20 protein-coding genes are annotated in these 19,644 nt (G+C 68.2%); 10 read left to right on the forward strand and 10 right to left on the reverse strand.

Annotated features, from left to right (window positions below; all coding sequences use genetic code 11):
- Window positions 1-10: 10 nt before the first annotated feature.
- The 3 genes from ABZ382_RS16390 to ABZ382_RS16400 form a co-directional block, all read right to left on the reverse strand.
- Complete coding sequence (locus ABZ382_RS16390; RefSeq protein ID WP_357089277.1) at window positions 11-1,663, reverse strand: FAD-dependent monooxygenase; 1,653 nt, start codon at window positions 1,661-1,663, stop codon at window positions 11-13.
- Window positions 1,660-2,175: a VOC family protein gene (locus ABZ382_RS16395; RefSeq protein ID WP_357089280.1), complete on the reverse strand. Its 516-nt coding sequence runs from the start codon at window positions 2,173-2,175 to the stop codon at window positions 1,660-1,662. The genes ABZ382_RS16390 and ABZ382_RS16395 overlap by 4 nt, the downstream gene beginning before the upstream one ends.
- 87 nt (window positions 2,176-2,262) lie before the next feature.
- Window positions 2,263-2,826 (reverse strand): TetR/AcrR family transcriptional regulator, encoded by a 564-nt coding sequence (locus tag ABZ382_RS16400; protein ID WP_357089282.1) that lies wholly within the window; start codon window positions 2,824-2,826, stop codon window positions 2,263-2,265.
- A 100-nt stretch (window positions 2,827-2,926) separates the two neighbouring features.
- Between ABZ382_RS16400 and ABZ382_RS16405 the strand changes: the two genes are divergently transcribed.
- Window positions 2,927-3,793, forward strand: a complete 867-nt coding sequence (locus tag ABZ382_RS16405; protein ID WP_357089284.1) for a fumarylacetoacetate hydrolase family protein — start codon at window positions 2,927-2,929, stop codon at window positions 3,791-3,793.
- Window positions 3,790-5,658 carry an acyl-CoA synthetase gene (locus ABZ382_RS16410; protein ID WP_357089287.1) on the forward strand — a complete coding sequence of 623 codons (1,869 nt, stop codon included), beginning with the start codon at window positions 3,790-3,792 and terminating at the stop codon, window positions 5,656-5,658. Before ABZ382_RS16405 ends, ABZ382_RS16410 begins: the two co-directional genes overlap by 4 nt.
- On the opposite strand, the gene ABZ382_RS16415 is transcribed toward ABZ382_RS16410, so the two are convergent.
- The gene (locus ABZ382_RS16415; RefSeq protein ID WP_357089290.1) at window positions 5,655-6,668 is read right to left on the reverse strand and encodes an AraC family transcriptional regulator ligand-binding domain-containing protein; all 1,014 of its coding nucleotides are present in this window, start codon (window positions 6,666-6,668) and stop codon (window positions 5,655-5,657) included. The genes ABZ382_RS16410 and ABZ382_RS16415 overlap by 4 nt on opposite strands.
- A 164-nt stretch (window positions 6,669-6,832) precedes the next feature.
- Here ABZ382_RS16415 and ABZ382_RS16420 point away from each other — a divergent pair, with 164 nt between their 5' ends.
- The 4 genes from ABZ382_RS16420 to ABZ382_RS16435 are packed head-to-tail and all read left to right on the forward strand — an operon-like array spanning window position 6,833 to window position 10,360.
- The gene (locus ABZ382_RS16420; protein WP_357089922.1) at window positions 6,833-7,354 is read left to right on the forward strand and encodes a hypothetical protein; all 522 of its coding nucleotides are present in this window, start codon (window positions 6,833-6,835) and stop codon (window positions 7,352-7,354) included.
- 11 nt (window positions 7,355-7,365) lie between these two features.
- Window positions 7,366-8,697 (forward strand): peroxidase, encoded by a 1,332-nt coding sequence (locus ABZ382_RS16425; RefSeq protein WP_357089292.1) that lies wholly within the window; start codon window positions 7,366-7,368, stop codon window positions 8,695-8,697.
- Window positions 8,694-9,713, forward strand: coding sequence for a hypothetical protein (locus tag ABZ382_RS16430; protein WP_357089294.1), 1,020 nt, complete (start codon window positions 8,694-8,696; stop codon window positions 9,711-9,713). Before ABZ382_RS16425 ends, ABZ382_RS16430 begins: the two co-directional genes overlap by 4 nt.
- On the forward strand, window positions 9,710-10,360 hold the full coding sequence (locus ABZ382_RS16435) for a GAP family protein (RefSeq protein WP_357089297.1): 651 nt from the start codon (window positions 9,710-9,712) through the stop codon (window positions 10,358-10,360). The genes ABZ382_RS16430 and ABZ382_RS16435 overlap by 4 nt, the downstream gene beginning before the upstream one ends.
- Window positions 10,361-10,444: 84 nt before the next feature.
- On the opposite strand, the gene ABZ382_RS16440 is transcribed toward ABZ382_RS16435, so the two are convergent.
- Entirely contained in the window at window positions 10,445-10,915 is a 471-nt protein-coding gene (locus ABZ382_RS16440; RefSeq protein ID WP_357089300.1) for a carboxymuconolactone decarboxylase family protein, read from the reverse strand.
- A gap of 40 nt (window positions 10,916-10,955) precedes the next feature.
- A complete protein-coding gene (locus ABZ382_RS16445; protein WP_357089303.1) occupies window positions 10,956-11,303 on the reverse strand; it encodes a DoxX family protein in 348 nt (115 codons plus the stop codon).
- 430 nt (window positions 11,304-11,733) lie between these two features.
- Between ABZ382_RS16445 and ABZ382_RS16450 the strand changes: the two genes are divergently transcribed.
- Together ABZ382_RS16450 and ABZ382_RS16455 are read left to right on the forward strand one after the other, a co-directional pair.
- Window positions 11,734-12,144, forward strand: coding sequence for an LppP/LprE family lipoprotein (locus tag ABZ382_RS16450; RefSeq protein WP_357089305.1), 411 nt, complete (start codon window positions 11,734-11,736; stop codon window positions 12,142-12,144).
- Window positions 12,145-12,351: 207 nt separating this feature from the next.
- Window positions 12,352-13,575, forward strand: coding sequence for a helix-turn-helix domain-containing protein (locus ABZ382_RS16455; RefSeq protein ID WP_357089308.1), 1,224 nt, complete (start codon window positions 12,352-12,354; stop codon window positions 13,573-13,575).
- Here the strand turns inward: ABZ382_RS16455 and ABZ382_RS16460 are convergent.
- Window positions 13,559-14,587, reverse strand: a complete 1,029-nt coding sequence (locus ABZ382_RS16460) for a MaoC family dehydratase N-terminal domain-containing protein (protein ID WP_357089310.1) — start codon at window positions 14,585-14,587, stop codon at window positions 13,559-13,561. The genes ABZ382_RS16455 and ABZ382_RS16460 overlap by 17 nt on opposite strands.
- 282 nt (window positions 14,588-14,869) lie before the next feature.
- Here ABZ382_RS16460 and ABZ382_RS16465 point away from each other — a divergent pair, with 282 nt between their 5' ends.
- A complete protein-coding gene (locus ABZ382_RS16465) occupies window positions 14,870-16,075 on the forward strand; it encodes an alpha/beta fold hydrolase (protein ID WP_357089312.1) in 1,206 nt (401 codons plus the stop codon).
- Window positions 16,076-16,115: 40 nt separating this feature from the next.
- On the opposite strand, the gene ABZ382_RS16470 is transcribed toward ABZ382_RS16465, so the two are convergent.
- Window positions 16,116-16,778, reverse strand: coding sequence for a TetR/AcrR family transcriptional regulator (locus tag ABZ382_RS16470; RefSeq protein ID WP_357089314.1), 663 nt, complete (start codon window positions 16,776-16,778; stop codon window positions 16,116-16,118).
- Between the two features lie 115 nt (window positions 16,779-16,893).
- Between ABZ382_RS16470 and ABZ382_RS16475 the strand changes: the two genes are divergently transcribed.
- Window positions 16,894-18,255 (forward strand): AarF/ABC1/UbiB kinase family protein, encoded by a 1,362-nt coding sequence (locus ABZ382_RS16475; protein WP_357089317.1) that lies wholly within the window; start codon window positions 16,894-16,896, stop codon window positions 18,253-18,255.
- On the opposite strand, the gene ABZ382_RS16480 is transcribed toward ABZ382_RS16475, so the two are convergent.
- Together ABZ382_RS16480 and ABZ382_RS16485 are read right to left on the reverse strand one after the other, a co-directional pair.
- On the reverse strand, window positions 18,218-19,141 hold the full coding sequence (locus tag ABZ382_RS16480) for a formylglycine-generating enzyme family protein (protein ID WP_357089925.1): 924 nt from the start codon (window positions 19,139-19,141) through the stop codon (window positions 18,218-18,220). The two genes, ABZ382_RS16475 and ABZ382_RS16480, sit on opposite strands and share 38 nt — an antisense overlap.
- A 198-nt stretch (window positions 19,142-19,339) precedes the next feature.
- The gene (locus ABZ382_RS16485) at window positions 19,340-19,621 is read right to left on the reverse strand and encodes a hypothetical protein (protein ID WP_357089319.1); all 282 of its coding nucleotides are present in this window, start codon (window positions 19,619-19,621) and stop codon (window positions 19,340-19,342) included.
- Window positions 19,622-19,644 lie beyond the last annotated feature (23 nt).

Here is a 19,644-nt window from a genome sequence, read left to right on the forward strand (position 1 = left end):
TGAGGCCGCGTCAGGCGACGGATTCGCGTGCGCCGCAGGCGGTTCGGAGCGCGGCGGCGAGATCGGCGGCGGGTGTGTCGGATCCGGAATCGGTCAACCAGGCGATATGCCCGTCCGGCCGGACCAGGATGGCGCCGGCCACGCCGATGCCGAATCGATCCGTGTCGAGGTCGAGATCGTGTCCGACGATGAAGGCCCGGCAGGGAATTCGCCCGGATACCTCGGACAGTGCTGTGACCCAGCCGGTTCCGGACGGCGCGGCGATGAGGGTGAACCAGGGACCGAGCAGGTCGAGGGTCGACACCGTGGCGCCTTCGTGGGTGGTCCAGGCGTGCGGCAGCCGAGCGCCGAGTACCGCGGTGGCGATCGGATCGGGGCCGTCCTCCTGCTCGCCGTACACGTAGGCCAATTCCTGGTCCAGGTCGTCGAAATGCGCTCGGTGCCGGGGAATCGCCGTGGCCAGCAGCTCGCGCTCCCGCTGGGCGACCGACGGTTCCGCGCTGTCGAGGCGCTCGGCGATCTGGACGGTGAGCGGACCGATTCCGGCGTCGAACATCTTCAGGGCATTGGCGACACTGCGCTCGGTATTGCTGAGCGCGATCACGCTGCGCTCGGTTTCGTAGCTGTCCAGCAGGGTTTCCGGAGCCCAGCCGCCGAGGACCGCGGCCAGCTTCCACCCGAGGTTGTCGGCGTCGGCGAGGCCGGTGTTCATGCCGAGCCCGCCGGTCGGCGGGAACTGGTGCGCGCTGTCGCCTGCCAGCAGCACCCGGCCCTTGCGGTAGCTCTCGGCCGTGCGGGCGGCCATGGTCCAGGCGCCGACCGACCGGATGTCGACGGCGAGGTCCGGGCTGCCGACCGCGGTGCGGACCAGGTCGACGCAGCGCTGCGGGGTGTAGTCCGACAGCGATTCCAGATCCGGGTCGAACGGCCGGTTGAGCGTCCAGCGATGCTTGCCGTCCATGCCGATGAGCACGCCCGGCGACGCGGCGTTGATCATCCAGATCAGCAGGGCCGGATCGGTGTCGGTCCACGGCGACAGATCGGCGTGGAAGTAGATGTTCACCTGGTGGCCCAGTTCGGGCAGTCCCGCCATGCCGATGCCGAGGTCGGCGCGGAGCGTGCCCGCCGCCCCATCGGCCGCGACCAGGTACCGCGCCGCAATGGTTCTCGTCGCGCCCGCGGACGCGACGGTGACCTCGACCTGCTCCCCGGTGTCGACGACGCCGACCACGTCGGTGTCGAAGTGGAGCGTGGCCAGACCCTGCTCCCGCAGCGCGTCGAGCAGCCGCTGCTGCACCCGATCCTGGGCGCAGGAGGTGATCAGCTCCGGAGAGGCGTTGCCGCGGCGCGCGATTCGCTCCGCGCCGCCGTCTGCCAGATTGATCCGGCCGAGCGGCTCCCCCGCGAGGGTCTGCTTCCAGACGATGTTCAGCATCCACTCCGGCGCGACCGCGTCCTCGGTGACGGCCGCGGCGATGCCCCACGCGCGCAGCAGTTCCATCGATCGCGTGTTGACCACGTGCGCCCGGGGGTGCGGATTGACCGACCCGTAGCGCTCGCAGACGATGCTCGGAATACCGTGTCGCCCCAGCACATACGCGGTCGCGAGACCGACGGGGCCCGCTCCGGCGATGAGCACCGGGGTCTGTTCGGCCGCGCTCACGGCCGCCGCACCAGGTCGGCGAGCGGCTCGCCGGACTCGAAGCGGGCGACGAGGTCGTCCGCGTCGAATTCGACGCCGATGGGGTTGGCCTCGAACGCGCCGGAGTCGAAGAAGGCGTCCAGCTCCGCGTCGGTGGCGAAGTTGTCGATCTGCAATTCGATGTGATTGCCCTCGGGGTCCTCGTAGTACATCGAGGTGGTGGGTCCGTGATTGATCGTCCAGAACGGTTGCACGCCAACGCTCTTCAGACGCTCATAGGTGCCGAGCAGGTCACCGAGCGTGTCGTAGGTGAAGGCGACGTGGTGCAGCCCGGTATGGGCGTCGCTGGGCCGCTGGGACGCGCCGGTGGCGAGGAAGGCGACGCGATGATGCTCGTCGTCGTAGGTGACGAAGGCCAGCATGTCGGTGCCGAACACGAGGCGACCCTCGAGTACCTGCACGTACCAGTCGACCATCTCCGGCAGGCGGCCGGTGCGCAGGACGACGTGGGCGAGTTTGGCTGGTGATGCCATGAGCGGACTCTCCTTCGAGCCGAGAACATCTCTTGAATGCGATACAAGAGAAGCTAGGCCCGCTCATGAATGGAAGTCAAGAGGTGACTATCGACTCGCCTCCGCGGTGGCCACCAGCGAGGTGATGAGCAGGTCGACCAGTTCACCGGTGGGCCGATCCAGCCGGCGGACGCTGATCAGCAGCCCCTCGAACAGCACGTGGGCGAGATCGGTGATCGACGCCAGGTCCGCACCGGCGGCGGCCCGCCGCGAGATCGCGGTCAGCAGTCGCTCCTCGAGCCAGTCCTGCATGCGCCCGTAGACCTCACGCAGCGACTCGGTCTCGTCCATGCGCTCGTAGGCGACGCGATGCAGTCCGCGATAGGGCTCCATACGCACCAGCAGGTCGACCAGCTCATCGCGCGGATCCCCCGCCGACTCAGCCTCGACGAGGGCGCGCGTCTCGGCGAAGACCGAATCGACGACGGCGGCGAAAAGGTCGTCCTTGGTGGGGAAATACCAGTGCACCGCGGCGGGCGCGATACCGGCGGCCCGGCCGACCGCCGCCACACTGGTGCCGCGATAGCCGTTCGCGGCGAACAGTTCGCGGGCGTGTGCGACCAGTTCGGCCTGCCGTTCGGCCTTGGGGATGTCCTGGCGATTCTTGGGCATGGGGCAACTCTAGGCCCGCTCTTGACTGAGAGCTAAGACGTGCTCTTAACTGATAATCAAGAGAAGGCCGGTGGGGTGCCGGTGAACAAGGAGGTTCGGCATGCGTCTCTACTCGACCGACGACGGGCTCGCGCGAGAGGACCGCGCCGGCGTGCTCGCCGTGCTCGACCTGCCCTACGCCGACATCGGAGCGCTATTGCGCGGTCCGGGACTCGACGCGGCCCGCACCGCGCCGGTGCTGCGCGAACTGGCCGTCGACCGGGCGGTGCTGCGGCCGCCGGTGGCGCGTCCGGGGAAAGTCCTGATCATCGGATTGAACTACGGGAGCCACGCGACCGAGGCCCTCGACATGTTCGCGGCCATGGGGAAGACCGGCATCGAACTACCCAGCGAACCGAACATGCAGGTCACCGCGGGGTCGGCGGTCATCGGGCCCGGTGACCCGATCGTGCTGCCGGACGTCGCGGCCGACCAGGTCGACTACGAGGGTGAGGTCGCGGTCGTCATCGGCACACCCGCCCGCGGCGTGCCCGTCGACCGGGCCTGGCGTCATGTGGCCGGGCTGACCATCGTCAACGATGCCTCCGCGCGCGATATCCAGCTGCGCGCGATGACCGGCGACGCCACCGCGTCCATCGGCGTCGCCAAGAGCTTCGACACCTTCAAACCCCTCGGTCCCTGCCTGGTGACCGCCGACGAATTCACCGAGACGCCCGACCTCGCCCTCCGGACCCGGGTGAACGGGGAACTGCGCCAAGAGGATCGGACCAGCGGCTTCATCCACTCCATACCGGAGTTGATCGCGCACGTGTCGCGGTATCAGACCCTCGAACCCGGTGACGTGATCTGCACCGGCACGCCGCGCGGAGCCGGTGTGTTCTCCGGGCGGTACCTGCGGGCGGGCGATCTGGTCGAGGTGGAGGTCGAGGGCATCGGAGTGCTCGCGAACCGGGTGGTGCGCGCGTGACCGCCCGGCTCGACCCGAACCCGGCGGCCGGTGAACTCGCGCGCCTCGAATCGATCCCGCTCGACGACCGGGATCTGCCGCGCAGCACCTACGAGCTGATCACGCGCACGGCCCGCCGCCATCCCGACCGGCCCGCGCTGCGTCTGCTACCCGGCGGGAAGGGGTGGGATCAGCCCGAAACCTGGTCGTACGGTGAACTTCTGCGGCGCGTCCACCAGGCCGCGAATCTGTACGCCGCGCTCGGACTCGAGCCCGGCGACGTCGTCGGGTTGATGCTCCCCAATACCGGGACCACCTATGCCGCGCTGTTCGGCGCGCAGGTGATCGGCATTGCCAACCCGGTCAATCCGATGCTCGCGACGGAGCACATCGTCGAGATCTTCCGGCTCACCCGTGCGCGCGTACTGGTCGCTCCCGCACCGGAACTCGATGCCGCGGCCTGGGACAAAGCCTGTGCGGTCGCCGCGGCGCTGCCCGACCTGCGCGCCCTGATCTCCGTCGGCGGCCGGGTCGACGATGCTCCGCGGCACTGGGCCGGGGACTTCGACGCGCTGGCCGCCGCCCAGCCCGCGGAGCTCATGATCGACCGGCGGCCCGGGCCCACGGATCTGGCCGCGTATTTCCATACCGGCGGCACCACCGGCACCCCCAAGGTAGCGCCGCACACCCACGCGAATCAGGTTTACGTCGCTTGGGCTCTCGCGCAGCACGCGTTGTTCACGGGCGAGTCGGTCATGCTGGCCGGGCTGCCGTTGTTCCATGTCAATGCCGTGCACATCACCGCGCTCGCGCCCTTCTACGCGGGGCAGTCCACGGTCTCGCTCGGCCCCCTCGGCTACCGGGATCGCGCGGCGATGGCCGACTTCTGGCGGATCGTGGAACGCTATGGCATCACCGGTTTCTCGGCGGTGCCGACCGTGTACGCCGGACTGCCCGCGGTGCCGGACGGCGTCGACATCTCCAGCCTGCGGGCCGGAATCGTCGGGGCCGCACCGCTTCCCAGCCGGGTCCGGGCAGATTTCGAATCCGCGACCGGGATACCGATGCTCGAAGGCTACGGCCTCACCGAGGGCACCTGCGTGAGCGTGCTCGCCCCGGTGACCGGCAACCGGCCGGGCGCGGTCGGGCTGCGGCTGCCGTACCAGCGGATCAAGGCCGTCCACGTCGACGACGACGGACTCCCCCGCGCGGATTGCGCGCCGGGCGAGCCCGGAGTGCTCGCCATCCAGGGCCCCAATGTGTTTCCCGGATATCTTCGAGCCGGAACCGCCGGAGCCGAGCCCGACCCCGCCGGAATCGTGGTCGACGGCTGGTTGATCACCGGCGATCTGGGCCGGGTCGACGCCGCCGGATTCGTCACCCTGACCGGCCGGGCCCGCGACGTCATCATCCGCGGCGGACACAATATCGACCCGCGCCTGGTCGAGGAGTCGCTGCTCGAGCACCCGGATGTCGTTGCCGCCGCGGTGGTTCCGCGACCGGACGCCTATGCCGGAGAGGTTCCCGCCGCGTACGTGGTGCTGCGTTCGGAGGCGACCACACCGCCCACCGAACTACTGGCCTGGGCCGCCGCCCACGCACCCGAACCGGCCGCCGCCCCGAAGTTCGTCGACCGCGTCGCCGCGATTCCCCTCACGGCCGTCGGCAAGGTCCACAAAGTGCCGCTGATCCACGATGCGGTGCGCCAGGTCGCGGCGCAGGAGCTGCGACAGGCCGGGCTGCGTGGCGATATCGCCGTTTCCACCCGGCACGGCCGCCCGCACGCGCATATCGCGCTGGACCACGCCGCACCCGACGGTCCGGTCGCGGTGCTGACCGGACGGCTGGACGCGTACTCGTTCTCCCACACCGTCGATCGGACCTAGTCGAGGCCGTCCCCCAGACGGGCGCGACGCCATTCGGCGGGGCTGCAGCCGTGGTGGCGGCGGAACCAGCGGGAGAAGTTGGCGGGGGCGGAGTAGCCGAGGAGACCGGCGGTTTCGGTGAGGGAGCGGCGAGGGTTGGCGACCAGGTGGCGGGCCAGTTCCGCCCGGGTGGAGTCGAGGAGGCCGCTGAAGGTTTCGCCTTCGGCGGCCAGGCGGCGGTGGATGGTGCGGCGGTCGACGCCGAGGCTGCGGGCGACATTGTCGACCGAGCAGCGGCCGGTGGGGAGGAGCAGTTCGATGAGTTCGCGGACGCGTTCGGCGGTGGTGACGGGGCGGATGGGCAGGACGGGGTCCAGGAGCTGCTGGGTGTAGGCACGCAGCTGGGGGTCGGCCATGGCGTTGGGGGCGTCGAGATCGCTTGTGTAGGCGATGATTCCGTTGAAGTCCTGGCCGAAGGTGACGTGCGGGCCGAAGGTCCGGTAGTGGGCGCGCGGATCGGCCGGGGCGGGATGGGTGAAGCGAACCTCGACGGGCTGCCACGCCGCGCCGCGGAAGCCGGCGAGGAGGCCGTGCAGCACGCCGACGGCCAGCTCCACCGATTGGCGGGTCTCGCCGGGCTGGCCGATATCGAGGGTCAAGCGGATGGTGGCCAGGCCGCTCTGTTCGGTCAACCGGGTGCGCAGTGCCTCGTTGTACGTGTCCTCGTGCCGCGACATCACTCGCAGGGCGCTGCGCACATCGGGTTCCTCGCGGATGACGAGGCTGAGCGGGCCCAGGTTGGCGAAGCGGCGGCGCGCGGCCAGGCGCAGCCCGAAATCGGGGCAGTCGGCCGCGGCAGCCGAGCTTTCGAGTAGATCAGCTATCGCGGCGGCGGGGACCCATCGGTCCTGCAGGCTCAGCCCGGCCGGATCCAGACCCGAGGCGCGCAGTAACCCCACCGGGTCGATTCCCAGCGATCTTCCCAGGTCAACGTACTCGTTCAGCGCGGCGTAGCGGGCCAGCGGTTTCAACGTCTCTCCGATGTCCCCAAATGATCAATAGTCCGTCCCGGAATGATAAGCGACCGTCACCTGAGCTGCCTAGAGTTGGTTACGTTCCAGCTACCGACCCCAGATCGAAGTGGAAGGACAAGAACGTGGCCACGAGCAACGAGGATTGGTCCAAGCCGGCGGCAATGGCGATCCCGGAGACGGGATATTTCGAATTCGAGCAGGGACGGTACGGACCGGTCTATCCCCGCACCCCCGCCAACTTCGGCTTCTCGATCATCGCCAAGGTGAAGCCCGGACACGAGGCGGCGCTCCGCGAGCACGGCAAGGTCATTCAGTCCGCGGTCGAGCAGGACCCGACCGTGCTCGCGCCCCTGCGGCTGCACTACCTGCGCTGGGTGCTGTTCGATATCGGCGACGGCCTCACTTTCCAGTACCAGGGCATCTTCGACACCGACTTCGACAAGTACCTCGAGGACGCCCTCGACCTGTTCCTGGCCACGGGCATCACCACCGCGTTCGTGAATCTCGAAGGGTTCCCCGAGGATTGGCGCACCAACCGCGCCGCCGCGATCGAGTTCTTCCGTGCGCACCAGTTCCCGAGCTTCCTCGAGTACGGCGAGTACCCGTACGTGACCTCGGACGAGATCAAGAAGGCCCTGCGACTCAAGTCGGCCTTCTCGAACATGCTCGACGAGATGCAGTAGCGGGATCGATCGTGCTCGAATTCGACGATATCCAGCACATCCTGATCACGCGGGTGCCCGCACTGACCGGGCGCTACGAATTCCTCTCCTTCACCGATCCGGCCGGGGCGCGCGCCTGGCTCGCGGCCATGACCGACCGCGTGCCCACGGTCGCCGATCTCCAGGAATCGGTGGACACCGACAAGCAGTGGGTGTCAGTGGCTTTCACCTGGAACGGCCTGCGCGCGCTCGGCGTCCCGGAGTACTCGCTGGCCAGTTTCCCGGAGGAATTCCGCCAGGGCATGGCCGCCCGGGCGGAGATCCTGGGCGACGAGGGCGCCAACCATCCCGATCATTGGATCGACGGCACCGCGGGCGAGGACCTGCACGCCATCGTGATCCTGTTCGCCCGCGACGCCGCCGAACGCGAACGCCAGGTGGCCGACCACAACGCCGTACTCGCCGGCTGCCCGGGCGTGACCGTGCTGTCCTCGCTGGACCTGGAGGCGGTGCCGCCGTTCGACTACGCCCACGACCACTTCGGTTACCGGGATCGCCTGTCGCAACCGGTGATCGAGGGCAGCGGCGAGGAGCCCACGCCCGGCAGCGGGGCGCCGGTCAAGGCCGGGGAATTCATCCTGGGCTATCCGGACGAGCGGGGCGAGCCGAAGGAATTGCCGCAGCCGGAAGTACTTTCGCGCAACGGCACCTTCATGGCCTACCGGCGACTGCGCGAGCACGTCGGACGGTTCCGCGACTTCCTGGCCGAGCACGGCGAGACCGCCGACGACCAGGAGCTGGTGGCCGCCAAGTTGATGGGCCGGTGGCGCAGTGGCGCGCCCCTGGTCCTGGCCCCGGAGACCGATGACCCGGAGCTGGGCGCGGATCTGTCCCGCAACAACGATTTCAACTACAAGGAGCAGGATCCGCACGGATACGCGGTGCCGCTCGGCTCCCATATCCGCCGCATGAATCCGCGCGATACCGCCGTGAACATCCAGCGCCGCAGGATGATTCGACGCGGCGCGACCTACGGCCCCCACCTGCCGGAAGGCACGCCCGAGGACGGCGCGGACCGCGGGATCGCGGCCTTCGTGCTGTGCGCGAGCCTGGTGCGCCAGTTCGAGTTCGCCCAGAACGTGTGGGCCAACGACAAGACATTCCACGAACTGGGCAACGAACGCGATCCGATCATCGGCAATCAGGACGGCACCCTGGAATACAAGATTCCGAAGCGCCCGATTCGCAAGACCATCAAGGGAATTCCCGCGTTCACCAATGTCAGCGGTGGCGCGTATTTCTTCCTGCCGGGGCTGCGGGCCCTGCGCTATCTGACCACTCTCACCGACAGCGAGGAAGCATGAGCTCGTTCACCCCGGCTCGAACCTATAACCAGTACCACGTGGCCCGCCCCTACACGCCGGGCAAGCGCCGCATCAGCATCTACTGGACGTGGAGCTATCCCTGGGAGTCCCAGCGGAATCCGGCCGAGCTGGACAACCGCTTCTCCACCATGACCGAGGTACGCCAGGCCCTCTGGCCCGCCTACGAGACCCCCGAATACGACGCCGCCCACTTCCTGCAGGGCATCGCGGGCACCCTCGAACTGTTCCACCGCTCCACCCTGCACTTCCAGGATTTGGCCGGTGAGGTGACCGGGCATCCGGTGGCGGTGTTCCAGCGCATCGACCAGGCCGGATACAAGCAGCCGATCGACGAGCGCATCCTGGCCGACACCGACACCCTCATGGTGTTCGGCCTGGACCACCTGCTCGCGCAGGAGGCGGCGGCGCCCGAGGAGATCGCGGCCATCCAGCAGTGGCTGCAGCGGGAGGGCACGTGCCTGTTGCTCGCCCCGCACCACGATGTCGGTTTCACCGATGACCTGGCGCAGCGTCAGATGGAGTTCGAGCACCACGGTGACCCGCTGGTGCCGCGCCAGCAGCGGTTCGGCGCGTACACGCGTTCGCTGATGACGGCCCTGAACGTCCCCGTCCACAATGTGTACGGCCTGCGTCCGGCGGTCGTCGAGGGCACCCGGTCGATCGCGCCGCTCACGACGTTCCGCGACCTGGACACGCCGCGCCTGCTCGACAACGTCACCACCTTCAATTTCCACCCGCACCTGCCGCACTACGAGCTCACCGAGCCGGAGAGCGATTCGGTGCGACTGCTCGGCCGGCAGCCGATCGAGTTGTCCCGTCCGCACCCGTTCATCGAGGCGGGCAATACCGAGTTCAACACCCTGCTGTGGTTGCCGCCCAACGATGTTCGCGCCGGTGACATCGTGATGGCCGACTCCACCAACTTCACGACACTGTTCGGCGGCACCGACAGCCTCGCCAACTTCTGGCGCAATCTCGCGGCGATGGCCTCGTGATCGCAGACCTGCTGCCCTTGGCGATCGGCGTGGCGCTCTCGCCCATTCCGGTGGTGGCGGCCATCCTCATGCTGTTGTCCGCCAACGCCGGACGGGCGAGCGCGGGCTTCGCGCTCGGCTGGGTGACGGGGATCGTGACGGTCACGGGCCTCGTCACCGCCGCCGCGGCATCGGGTTTGATGCGGTCGGCGAGCCAGCCGTCGATCGCGGCCTCGGTGATCAAGACCGCCATGGGACTGCTGCTGGTGTACATCGCGGTCCGCCAGTGGGGCAGCCGCAAGGACGACTCGATTCCAGGGTGGATGAAGGCCATCGACGAACTCGGGGTCGCCAAGGCCGCGGGCTTCGGACTGTTGGTGTCCCTGCTGAATCCGAAGAACCTGCTGCTGTGCATCACGGCGGGAATCACCATCGGCACCGCGGGCCTGAATCCGACCGGTACGGCGGCGGCCTTGGCCGTCTTCGTCCTGCTGGGCGCGGCCTCGGTGCTGGTCCCCGTCGGCGGGTACGCCGTCGCGGCCGACCAACTGCGCGGCGCCCTGGCCCGCCTGAAGAACTGGCTCCAGGCGAACAATCACACGGTGATCGCCGTGGTGTTCATGGTCATGGGCACCACCGCCATCGCCAAGGGCGTGAGCGGATTCTGACAAGTCGGCGGCGGTGGCGGACAGTGAAGATCACCGCTGTCGAGGAGTTTCTCGAGAGCGGTGATCTTCAGGGGTGAGGGCGGGTTACCACTGGCCGGGGGTGTAGGAGCCGCCGGCCATGCCCGCGAGGACGTTGAGGCGGTTCCAGGCGTTGATGGTGGCGATGAGGGAGATCAGGGCGCCGATCTGGTCGTCGTCGTAGTGCTTGCGGACCTGGGCCCAGGTGTCGTCGGAGATGGCGGAGGAGGTGTCGGCCAGGCGAGTGCCCTCCTCGGTGAGGGCCAGGGCGGCGCGCTCGGGGTCGGTGAAGACGGTGGATTCGCGCCAGGCCGCGATCATGGCCAGGCGGACCGGGGTCTCACCGGCGTGGGCGGCGTCCTTGGTGTGCATGTCCAGGCACATACCGCAGCCGTTGATCTGCGAGGAACGGATCTTCACCAGTTCCTGGGTGGCCTTGGGCAGGCTGGACTCGTCGATCACACGGGCGGCGGTGACCAGTCGCTTGTTGAACTTGGCGGCAACGTCATTGGCGTACAGGTTGAAACGCGGTTCCATGATCTTCTCTTCTCTCGATTGATGGGTTGGTAGAACTCGGTCAGGCGGCGAAGCCCAGGCCCATGGCCACGGCGACGGGCACCAGGTACAGCAGGGGGAACGGGATGCTGCCGAAATGGCGGGCCCGTACGATGGTGATCACCGCACCCGCGAAGTACAGGATCAAGCCGATGGCCGCGGCCACCCCGACGAAGGGGATGAACAGCCCGGCGATAATTCCGACCGCGCCCGCCCCTTTGGCCAGGGCCAGCGGGGTCCACCACGCCTCGGGCACCGAGTACTGCCGCAGCGGCTCGACCACGAACTCGGCCCGGCGGTACAGCGAGAACGCCGAGAACCCCACCCAAGCGGCGGCCACGACGGTGACGATCACATAGGCGATGAACATGACAGGCTCCAATTTCCATGCGGGAGAAGGCGATAGCCGCCCTCTGCGAGTGGTGCAGCCGGGGCCCGGAACGCGGTGTGTTCCGGTCGGCTTCGTCAAGGTGACGACGCAGCCCGGGGATGTGTGACACGGCCTATCGCGCAACGTTTCTCGGGTGGTCCGCGAATAACTCGGTAATACCGAGGGGAGAGGACTGGTCATGAAGAAGATCGTCGGGATTGGTGTGGCGGTGGCGGCTTTGGGGCTGGCTACGGCTTGTCAGGATGGGGCTACGGTGCCGAAGCCGGGTGGGGTGGCGACCACCACGGTGGGTGCGCCCGGGGGTGCGCAGCCGACGGGTGGGGAGCAGACACCGGGTCGGGAGCAGGCGCCGGTGGTGACGAAGCCCGCGGAGGATGGGGTGCCCGCGACAGCGGGTGGGGGGAAATGTGTGGATTTGAAGTCGCCGGTGGTGACGGCGGCGTTGGGGAAGCTCGGGGCGAATGTGGGTGGGGAGGGGTTCTCCGCGCAGAGCGGGACCGAGGCGAAGGTGGGGTCCTGCCCGGCGCTGATGTGGGTGCTGGCGGACACGCCGCACGGGACGGCCAGTTCGCCGTGGCAGGTGATGTTGTTCAACCAGGCCGGATTCCTGGGGACCGCGACCAAGAAGTCGACGTCCTATACGTCGGTGGTCGGGTCGTCGGATCGCAGTGTGCAGGTGCAGTACCGGTGGCTGGCGGGGAGCGACCCCAGCTGCTGTCCGTCGGGTGGGCCGGTGGTCGTGACGCTCACGTTGGGGGCGGACGGTCATACGGTGACGCCGGATCGGGACTTCCCGACCGAGGTGACCAATCCCAAGTAGATCTGCCGAAAAGTGAGCAATCCTGCTGCTCCGGTGGACCGGGAGCGGCGGGATTCGCTGTATCTGGAGCGTGAATACGCTGGTGGGGCAGGGTATTCCGGGGATGCGGAGGGGTGGTCCGAAAGGGAGTAGAAGGTGAGCTGGTGGTCACTTTAGAGTTCGAATCACCGTGAACTTGCGGTAGATCACCTCGGAAGGGAGTCGATGATGACAACCGACCCAGCGCTCCGCACCGGGCTGACCGTGTCCGGCCGTCCCATGTCCCGGCCGCTGCAGGACGTGCGCACGCTGTCCCGGCAATTGGTGGGACATTTCGTCGACACCGTGATCCCCTGCGGCACCCTGCCCGGGGACGTGATCTCCGGGGACGTCACCCGGGTCACCCGGGTCTGCCTGGAACTGGCCGTCAGCATGTTGGACGGCAAGGACATTCCCGGGAAGATCGAACGGCTGTCCGACGCGGCCGCGGGGTGGGCGCGGGAGGGCGTGCCGATCGACACCGTGCTGCATTCGGTCCACGAGGGATTCAAGGTCGGGATGGACCTGATCACCTCCGGGGCCACCGCACAGGACTACGCGCACCTGATGGACGCCGCGAGACTGGTGGTGGAGCTGCTGGACACCATCAGCGCGACGGTGGCGCGGGCGTACGTGAGCGAGCTCCGGGCGGTGGTCAGCGAACACCACAATGCCGTGCACACCCTCACCTCGGCGCTGCTGGGCGGCCACCCGACCTCCACCATGGCCCGCGAATGCGGCATCGATATCGCGGCCGAGTATTCGGTGGTCGCCCTGGACATTCCGCGGCACCCGGACGAACAGCATCCGATGCTGGACGGAAAGGTGGTGGCCCGCCGCAAATTACGCCGAGTGCAGGCCGAACTCGCCACACGCTGCGGAGAATCCGCGCTGGCCCTGTTGAGCGTGGACGGCGGCACCGTCCTGCTGCCCACCACGAGCCCGATCACCGAACAGCTCGACGACCTGATCACGCAATTGTCCGCGGCCGCGCGCGTTCCCATCACCGCGACGATCGTCCTGGCCGCTCCGGCCGACATCCCGTCCGCCGCCGACCGCGCCCACGAACTGCTCGACATCGTGCACCGCCTGGCCTGCGAGCCGGGGCTCTACCGGTTCACCGACATGGCCCTGGAATACCAGCTGACCCGGCCCGGCCTGGGCCGGGAAACCCTCGGCGCGCTATTGGATCCGCTCGACGACCATCCCGAGCTGCTCCAAACCCTGCGCTGCCACATCAGCACGAACCTCAACCGCCGCCGCACCGCGCGGCTGATGCACATCCACACCAATACCGTCGACTACCGGGTCAAACGCATCTGCCAGATCACCGGGTTCGACCCGACCGTCACCTCCGGCCTGTGGCAGTTGCGCGCGGCGCTGATCGCCCGCTCCTTCACCGTCCGCGAGTAGCCGCGAACGACACCTCCGCGGTGGCATAGCCGAACAGTTTGCGGCCCTGCGATCGGGCGTCGATCGAGATCGTCGCCGTGCGCCGCCGCCGATCACGGGCAATGACGCGGCCGTTGAACTCGATGTCCGCGCCCGCGAAACGCGGAACCGTCAGATAATGCACGTGATTGGCGAATTCGGCCCAGAACTTGACCACCGCGGCCGGGTCCCCGGTCCACGCACTGATGTACCCGGCGGCCAGCGCCAGCACCAGCTGGCCCGGCGCGACCAGCACCGACCCGTCGGCCGCCGCGATCGAGTCACCGGCCGCCCAAGTCTCCGTGTCACCCACCACCAGCGCGTAATTCGCCAGATCGTCGGCCGTGATGGTGGCCCCCGCCGGGGGCAGCGCGCTGCCGACCCCGAGGCCGTGGAAATCGACCGGGGCGCAGTCGATCCGGGAATGCGGCCACCGACTGCGCCGGACCGCCGCCCGGACGACCGGGTCCGCGCATTCGGTGAGGTGCGCGCGCACGGGCGGCCGCGCCGGCGCTCCCCCGTCCTCCTGCCCGCCGACGAGCAAGGCGGTCGAGCCGGTCTGCACCGGCCGCCCGTGCTGATCGGCCAGCGCGCCGGTCAGCGTGACCACGTCGAAAGACCGGAAGTGCCGGAATGATTCGATCGAGAAGTCGCAGGTGAGCACGTCACCGGCGAGCAGCGGCCGCCCGATCTCCAGGGTCTGATCGACGTGCAGCACCCGATCGACCCGATACTCGGGCAGCAACCGTCCGAGAAGTTCCCGGCGGGCCTGCTGCCACATCAGGGCGGCGAAGGTCGGCGGGGCCACCAGAGCGTCGAATCCCAGTCGCGCCGCGGCGGATTCGTGCCAGTGCGCGGGATGGTAGGCCTGCACGACGCGGGCGAATTCCCGGATCCGGGCGGGCTCCACCGGAAACGAGCCGGTACACCGATAGTGGCTCCCGACCAGCGCCCGCACCTGTTCCGCGGCCGCGCCACGCGCACTGCTGTTCATCGTCGTCCCTTCGCAGAAATAATGCGCCACTGGAGTTCCGGTCGACACCGACGATGATTCCCCGCCCGCCCCGCGATATTCGAATTCCGCTCCGAATCAAGAAAAGTCACTGCCGCGTGGCCGCGAAATTGTGACGGCGACGCCCTCTTGTCGCGCATCACGAGATTGCCGTCGCACATCCGGGCACCTTTCCAAACCGCAGCTCAGCGCCCTTCGAATCGATTGTTCCAGCCATAACTTTGGCGCGATTCCGAACAATCCGAAGTCCGAAGGACAATCCGAATGAGACGAAGAAACCGTCCGCTCGCACTACGCGCGGCGGCCGTCCTGATCGCGTCGCTGTCAACGCTCGCATTCACCGCGACGACCGCCGGGGCCGACCCGGCGCCCACGCCCACCGAACAACAATTGGCCGACTACATCGCGCGGGGCCTCGAGCCTGCCGCGCCGATCGCCGACACCGGCAGCGGCACCGGATCGGCCTGCACCTCCGGCAGCGGCGCGGGATCGGGCAACGGGTCCGGCGACTGCTACGGCGGTTCCGGGTCCAGCGCCGGACTGTCGGGCGGCTACGCCTCCGACACCGTCGGCTACGGCCCGCCCATGACGTCCTGGGTGGCCGCCTTCGCCTACGGCCTCGCCAATCCCGATGCCGCCCCGCCCGGTACCAACGACTGGAAGTGCAAACCCACGGCCGAACATCCACGTCCGGTGGTGCTGGTGCACGGCACCTGGATGAACGCCTACAACGGATTCGCGTACATGAGCAAGCCGATCACCGATGCCGGATTCTGCACCTTCACCTTCAATTACGGCCGCTCCGGCCTGGTGCAGGGCGGCGGGCTGGGTGCGGTGCTGCCGGGCGTGATGGGCACCGGCTACATCCAGGATTCGGCGAAACAGCTGGCCGGGTTCGTGGATCGGGTGCTGGCGGCGACCGGCGCGCCACAGGTCGATATCGTCGCGCATTCCCAGGGCGGGCCGATGTCGGGCTGGTACACCAAGTTCGAGGGCGGCGGGCCGAAGGTGAAGCACCTGATCACCTACGGCGCGACCCATCACGGCACCTCGCTGGACGGGATCGGCGCACTGGGCCGGGCCGTCAACAATTTCGGGATCGACGTGCTCGGTTTCGTGGAATTGTTCGTCGGGCACGCGGGCATTCAGCAGACCATCGGCTCGGACTTCGTGAACAAACTCAACGCCGGGGGCGACACGGTGGCCGGCATCGACTACACGGTCGTCGGCACCCGCTACGACGAGATCACGAACCCCTCCGAGCTGACCTATCTGAAGGCGGGGCCAGGTGCGCAGGTGAACAACATCGTCTTGCAGGACGGCTGTGAGCAGGATGTGTCCGACCACCTGACCTTGATGTATTCGCCACGGGCACTGTCGATCGCGCTGCGGGCCCTGGACCCGGAACGGTTCCCGGCCCTGCAGTGCACCTTCAACCCGTGGGTGATCGGCGGCGGCGGGGGGATCTAGCGTCAGCCGGACGGGGGTTCGGCGGGCGCTGCCCGCAATGTCATCGGGCAGCGTCCGCCGGATGTTCGTCGATCTCGGCCTCGATCCAGGCGGCGATCATGCGCGCGGTCATGGTGACCACTTCCTCGCGTTCGTCACTGCCGACCTCCAGCGCGGAGACTCGCATCACCCCCGCGAAGCCGGTATTGACCAGGACAGCGGCCATCACGTCGTACTTGTGGTCGTTGCCCGGGCCGAGCAGCTGGATCAGCATCACCTTGACCAGCAGCCGCAGCCGCGGCTCGAACTCGGGCAGGCCGCTGTTGTAGAACTGCACGCCGCCGACCAGCGCCCGCACCAGCTTCGCATTGGCGACCGGTTCCTCGGTGAACAGCTCGAGCAGCTCGGTGACCACCCGGGTACGGGTCACGATCGATTGCGACTGCGAAGGCTGCGGCAGTCCCGAAAGCCATTGTGTGAAGCGCTGTTCGACCCGTTGCAGCATCTGCTCGAGCAGTTCGTCCACCATGACGCCGCGGTCGGCGAAGTACCGGTAGACGGTGCCGATGCTGACCTCGGCCTCGGCCGCGATCCGATTGGTGGAGGTGTCGGCGATGCCGCGCTCCCCGAACAGCCGCGCGGCGGTATCGAGGATGTGCGCGCGGGTGGCCTTCGACCGCTCCTGAGTGGGTCCGCGACGCTGTCGCGCTGCCTTCGGCGGCATCACAGCCTCCCTGCTGTGCGGCGAAAATGAGCTTTGCTCATCTTAGAGTGACGAGTGCGACCCGGCTGTATGTTGTTGCCACGCAAGCTCGAAGGCCCACACGGAGGTGCCATCCATGACCGGTCGAATACGCGGCGGCCGGGTGGCTCGGGGCAGCCAGCTGGGAAAACTGGCCGCCGGACAAGCCCTGCGCGGAACCGGAACCCGACTGCAGATGATCGGTCGCACCGAGGAGGCCCGGCGCATCCTCGCCGAACGGTCCACCTTGCAGGCGGCGCAACAGCTGGTCACCGTCCTCGGCGGCATGAAGGGCGCGGCGATGAAGCTGGGCCAGATGCTGTCGGTGCTCGAGCTCGACCTGATCCCGGAGGCGCATCGGGAGATGTTCCGCGCCAAGCTCGCCGAACTGCGCGACCGCGCCCCCGCCGTGGAATTCGCCGCCATGCGCAAGGTCATCGAGGACGACCTCGGTCCGCTGTCCCGCGTCTTCGCCGATTTCGACGAGACCCCGGTGGCGGCCGCCTCGATCGGGCAGGTCTACCGCGCCACCCTGCACGACGGCCGCACCGTGGCGGTGAAGGCCAAATATCCGGGCGTCGACGACGCCGTCGCCGCCGACATGCGCAATCTCGAATTCTTCAGCAGGCTCTGGAAATCCGCGCTACCCAGCGCCGCCGACGGCGGTGTCCTCGACGAGATCGCCCGCAATATCGGCACCGAACTCGACTACCTGCGCGAGGCCCGCACCCAGCATCGCGTCGCCGCCCGTTACCGCGGCCACCCCTACATCGTGGTCCCCGACACCATCGAAGAGTTCTGCGCGCCACACGTTCTCGTCACCGAGTTCATCGACGGCTCACCCTTCGAGCACATCCGCACCCTGCCCGCCGCCGACCGCGACCGCATCGGCGAACTCATCTACCGCTTCTACATCACCAGCCTGTTCACCGACGCCGAATTCTGCGGCGACCCGCACCCCGGCAATATGCTGCTGGCCGCCGACGGCCGCGTCGGCTTCGTGGATTTCGGCCTCTACCACCGGATGGATCCGCAGCACGTCGAATTCGAACGCGCCGCCCTGCGCGCCGCCGCCGAGAACCGGCCCCAGGACCTGTACGACCTGTGGACCAACCGCGGCATCATCGATCCCGCCGCGGGCGTCACTCCCCAGGAGTGCTTCGAATACGTGTGGGCCGCGACCGGATGGCACCTCCTCGACGAGGAGATCACCATCACCCCCGAATTCGCCACGGCTGCCGTCGTCCACGCCGTCGACCCGCGCTCGGCCGACTTCCGCGGCATGCGCCGCCAGCTCCTCCCGCCCGAGCACGTCTTCTCCCGCCGCGCCGACCTGCTCACCTTCGCGGCGCTCGGCCAACTCGGAGCGACCGGCAACTGGCACCGGATCGCCCGGGAATGGCTCTACGACGAACCGCCGGTCACCGAGATCGGCCGCCGACTACGCCTTCACGCATGACCGTCCGGAAGCCGAGGTGGCAGGTGGACGTGTCCTCGGTCTGACCCTGCCGGGCCGCCGGTCGATACCGGAGGCAGTAGTTGGGGGCGCACAGGAACGAGCCGCCCTTGGTGACACGACGCGGAAAGCGTTCCGCGGTATCGGATTCCGCGACCACCGGATTGGCGGGCGCACAGCATGAAGCGGGCGCGGGACGCCGGTGGTCGGCGGTGAAGAGGTCGCTGGTCCATTCCCAGACATTGCCGGTCATGTCCGACAGGCCGTAGCCGTTGGGCGGATAGGCGCCCACGGCCGTGGTGCCGGGCTGGTCGGATTGTCCACGGGCGGGGAGGAATTCCCACGGGAAGCGGCCCGCCCAGGTGTTGGCCATGCGGCGGCCGCGCGGCTCGAATTCGTCACCCCAGGCGTAGGTGGCGGCGGCCAGGCCGCCGCGCGCGGCGAATTCCCATTCGGCCTCCGTCGGGAGCGATCTGCCCGCCCAGGTGGCGTAGGCGGTGGCGTCCTCGTGGGCGATCTGGGTGACGGGATGACGGTCGAGGCCGTCGAGGGTGCTGCCCGGGCCGCGCGGATGCCGCCACGATGCGCCCGGCACGTATGCCCACCACTGCCGGTAGTCGTCGAGGCGTACCGGTCCGGTGGTGCGTTGGAAGACCAGTCCGCCGGGCACCAGGTCGGCGGGATCCGCGCCCGGGAAATCGGCTGGGTCCAAAGGTCTTTCGGCGACGGTCAGGTAGCCGGTCGCCTTCACGAAGCGGCGGAACTCGGCGTTGGTCACCGGGTGTTCGTCGATCCAGAACGGTTCGACGGTCACGGTGTGGACCGGTCGTTCCTCGGGGAAGAAGTCCTCCGAGCCCATGACGAAGCTGCCGCCCGGCACCCGCGCCATGCCTTTCGGGCTGGTATCGGGGCGTTTCGGGCTCGCATCGGGCAGCGACGACCGCATCCATCAACTCCTTCGCATCAGCAAATTCACGGTAACACCGAGAATCGGGCGAATCAGAAAGCTGACGGGAGGTGTTTCCGAAGCGTCACCCCAACGCGGAATATTCGGGCAACCGGCTGGTCACCGCTCGGCGAAGCCCACCTACAAGCCGCGATAGCGCTCGGTGCGGTGGGATAGTCGCTCGGAGAACGTCTCGGTCCAGGCCATCGACTCGGTCTCGTCGGTGATCTTCGCGCGACGGCGGGTCGCCGACGGGGACGTCGACGGCCGGCGCTTCGAGCCGCCCGGGCGCGCCTGGAACGCCAAAACCCGAACTCCCCAGGCCACGTATGCCGCCACGCTCATCCCCGCGCATTCGGCGGCATCGCTGAGGGTGAGCCAGTCGTCATCCCCGACGCTCACCACGATGTCCCTGCTTGCCATGACTGAACGGTAGTCCGATTGGG

It is taken from the genome of Nocardia sp. NPDC005825 (assembly GCF_040630175.1).
In the GTDB taxonomy this organism is placed as follows: domain Bacteria; phylum Actinomycetota; class Actinomycetes; order Mycobacteriales; family Mycobacteriaceae; genus Nocardia.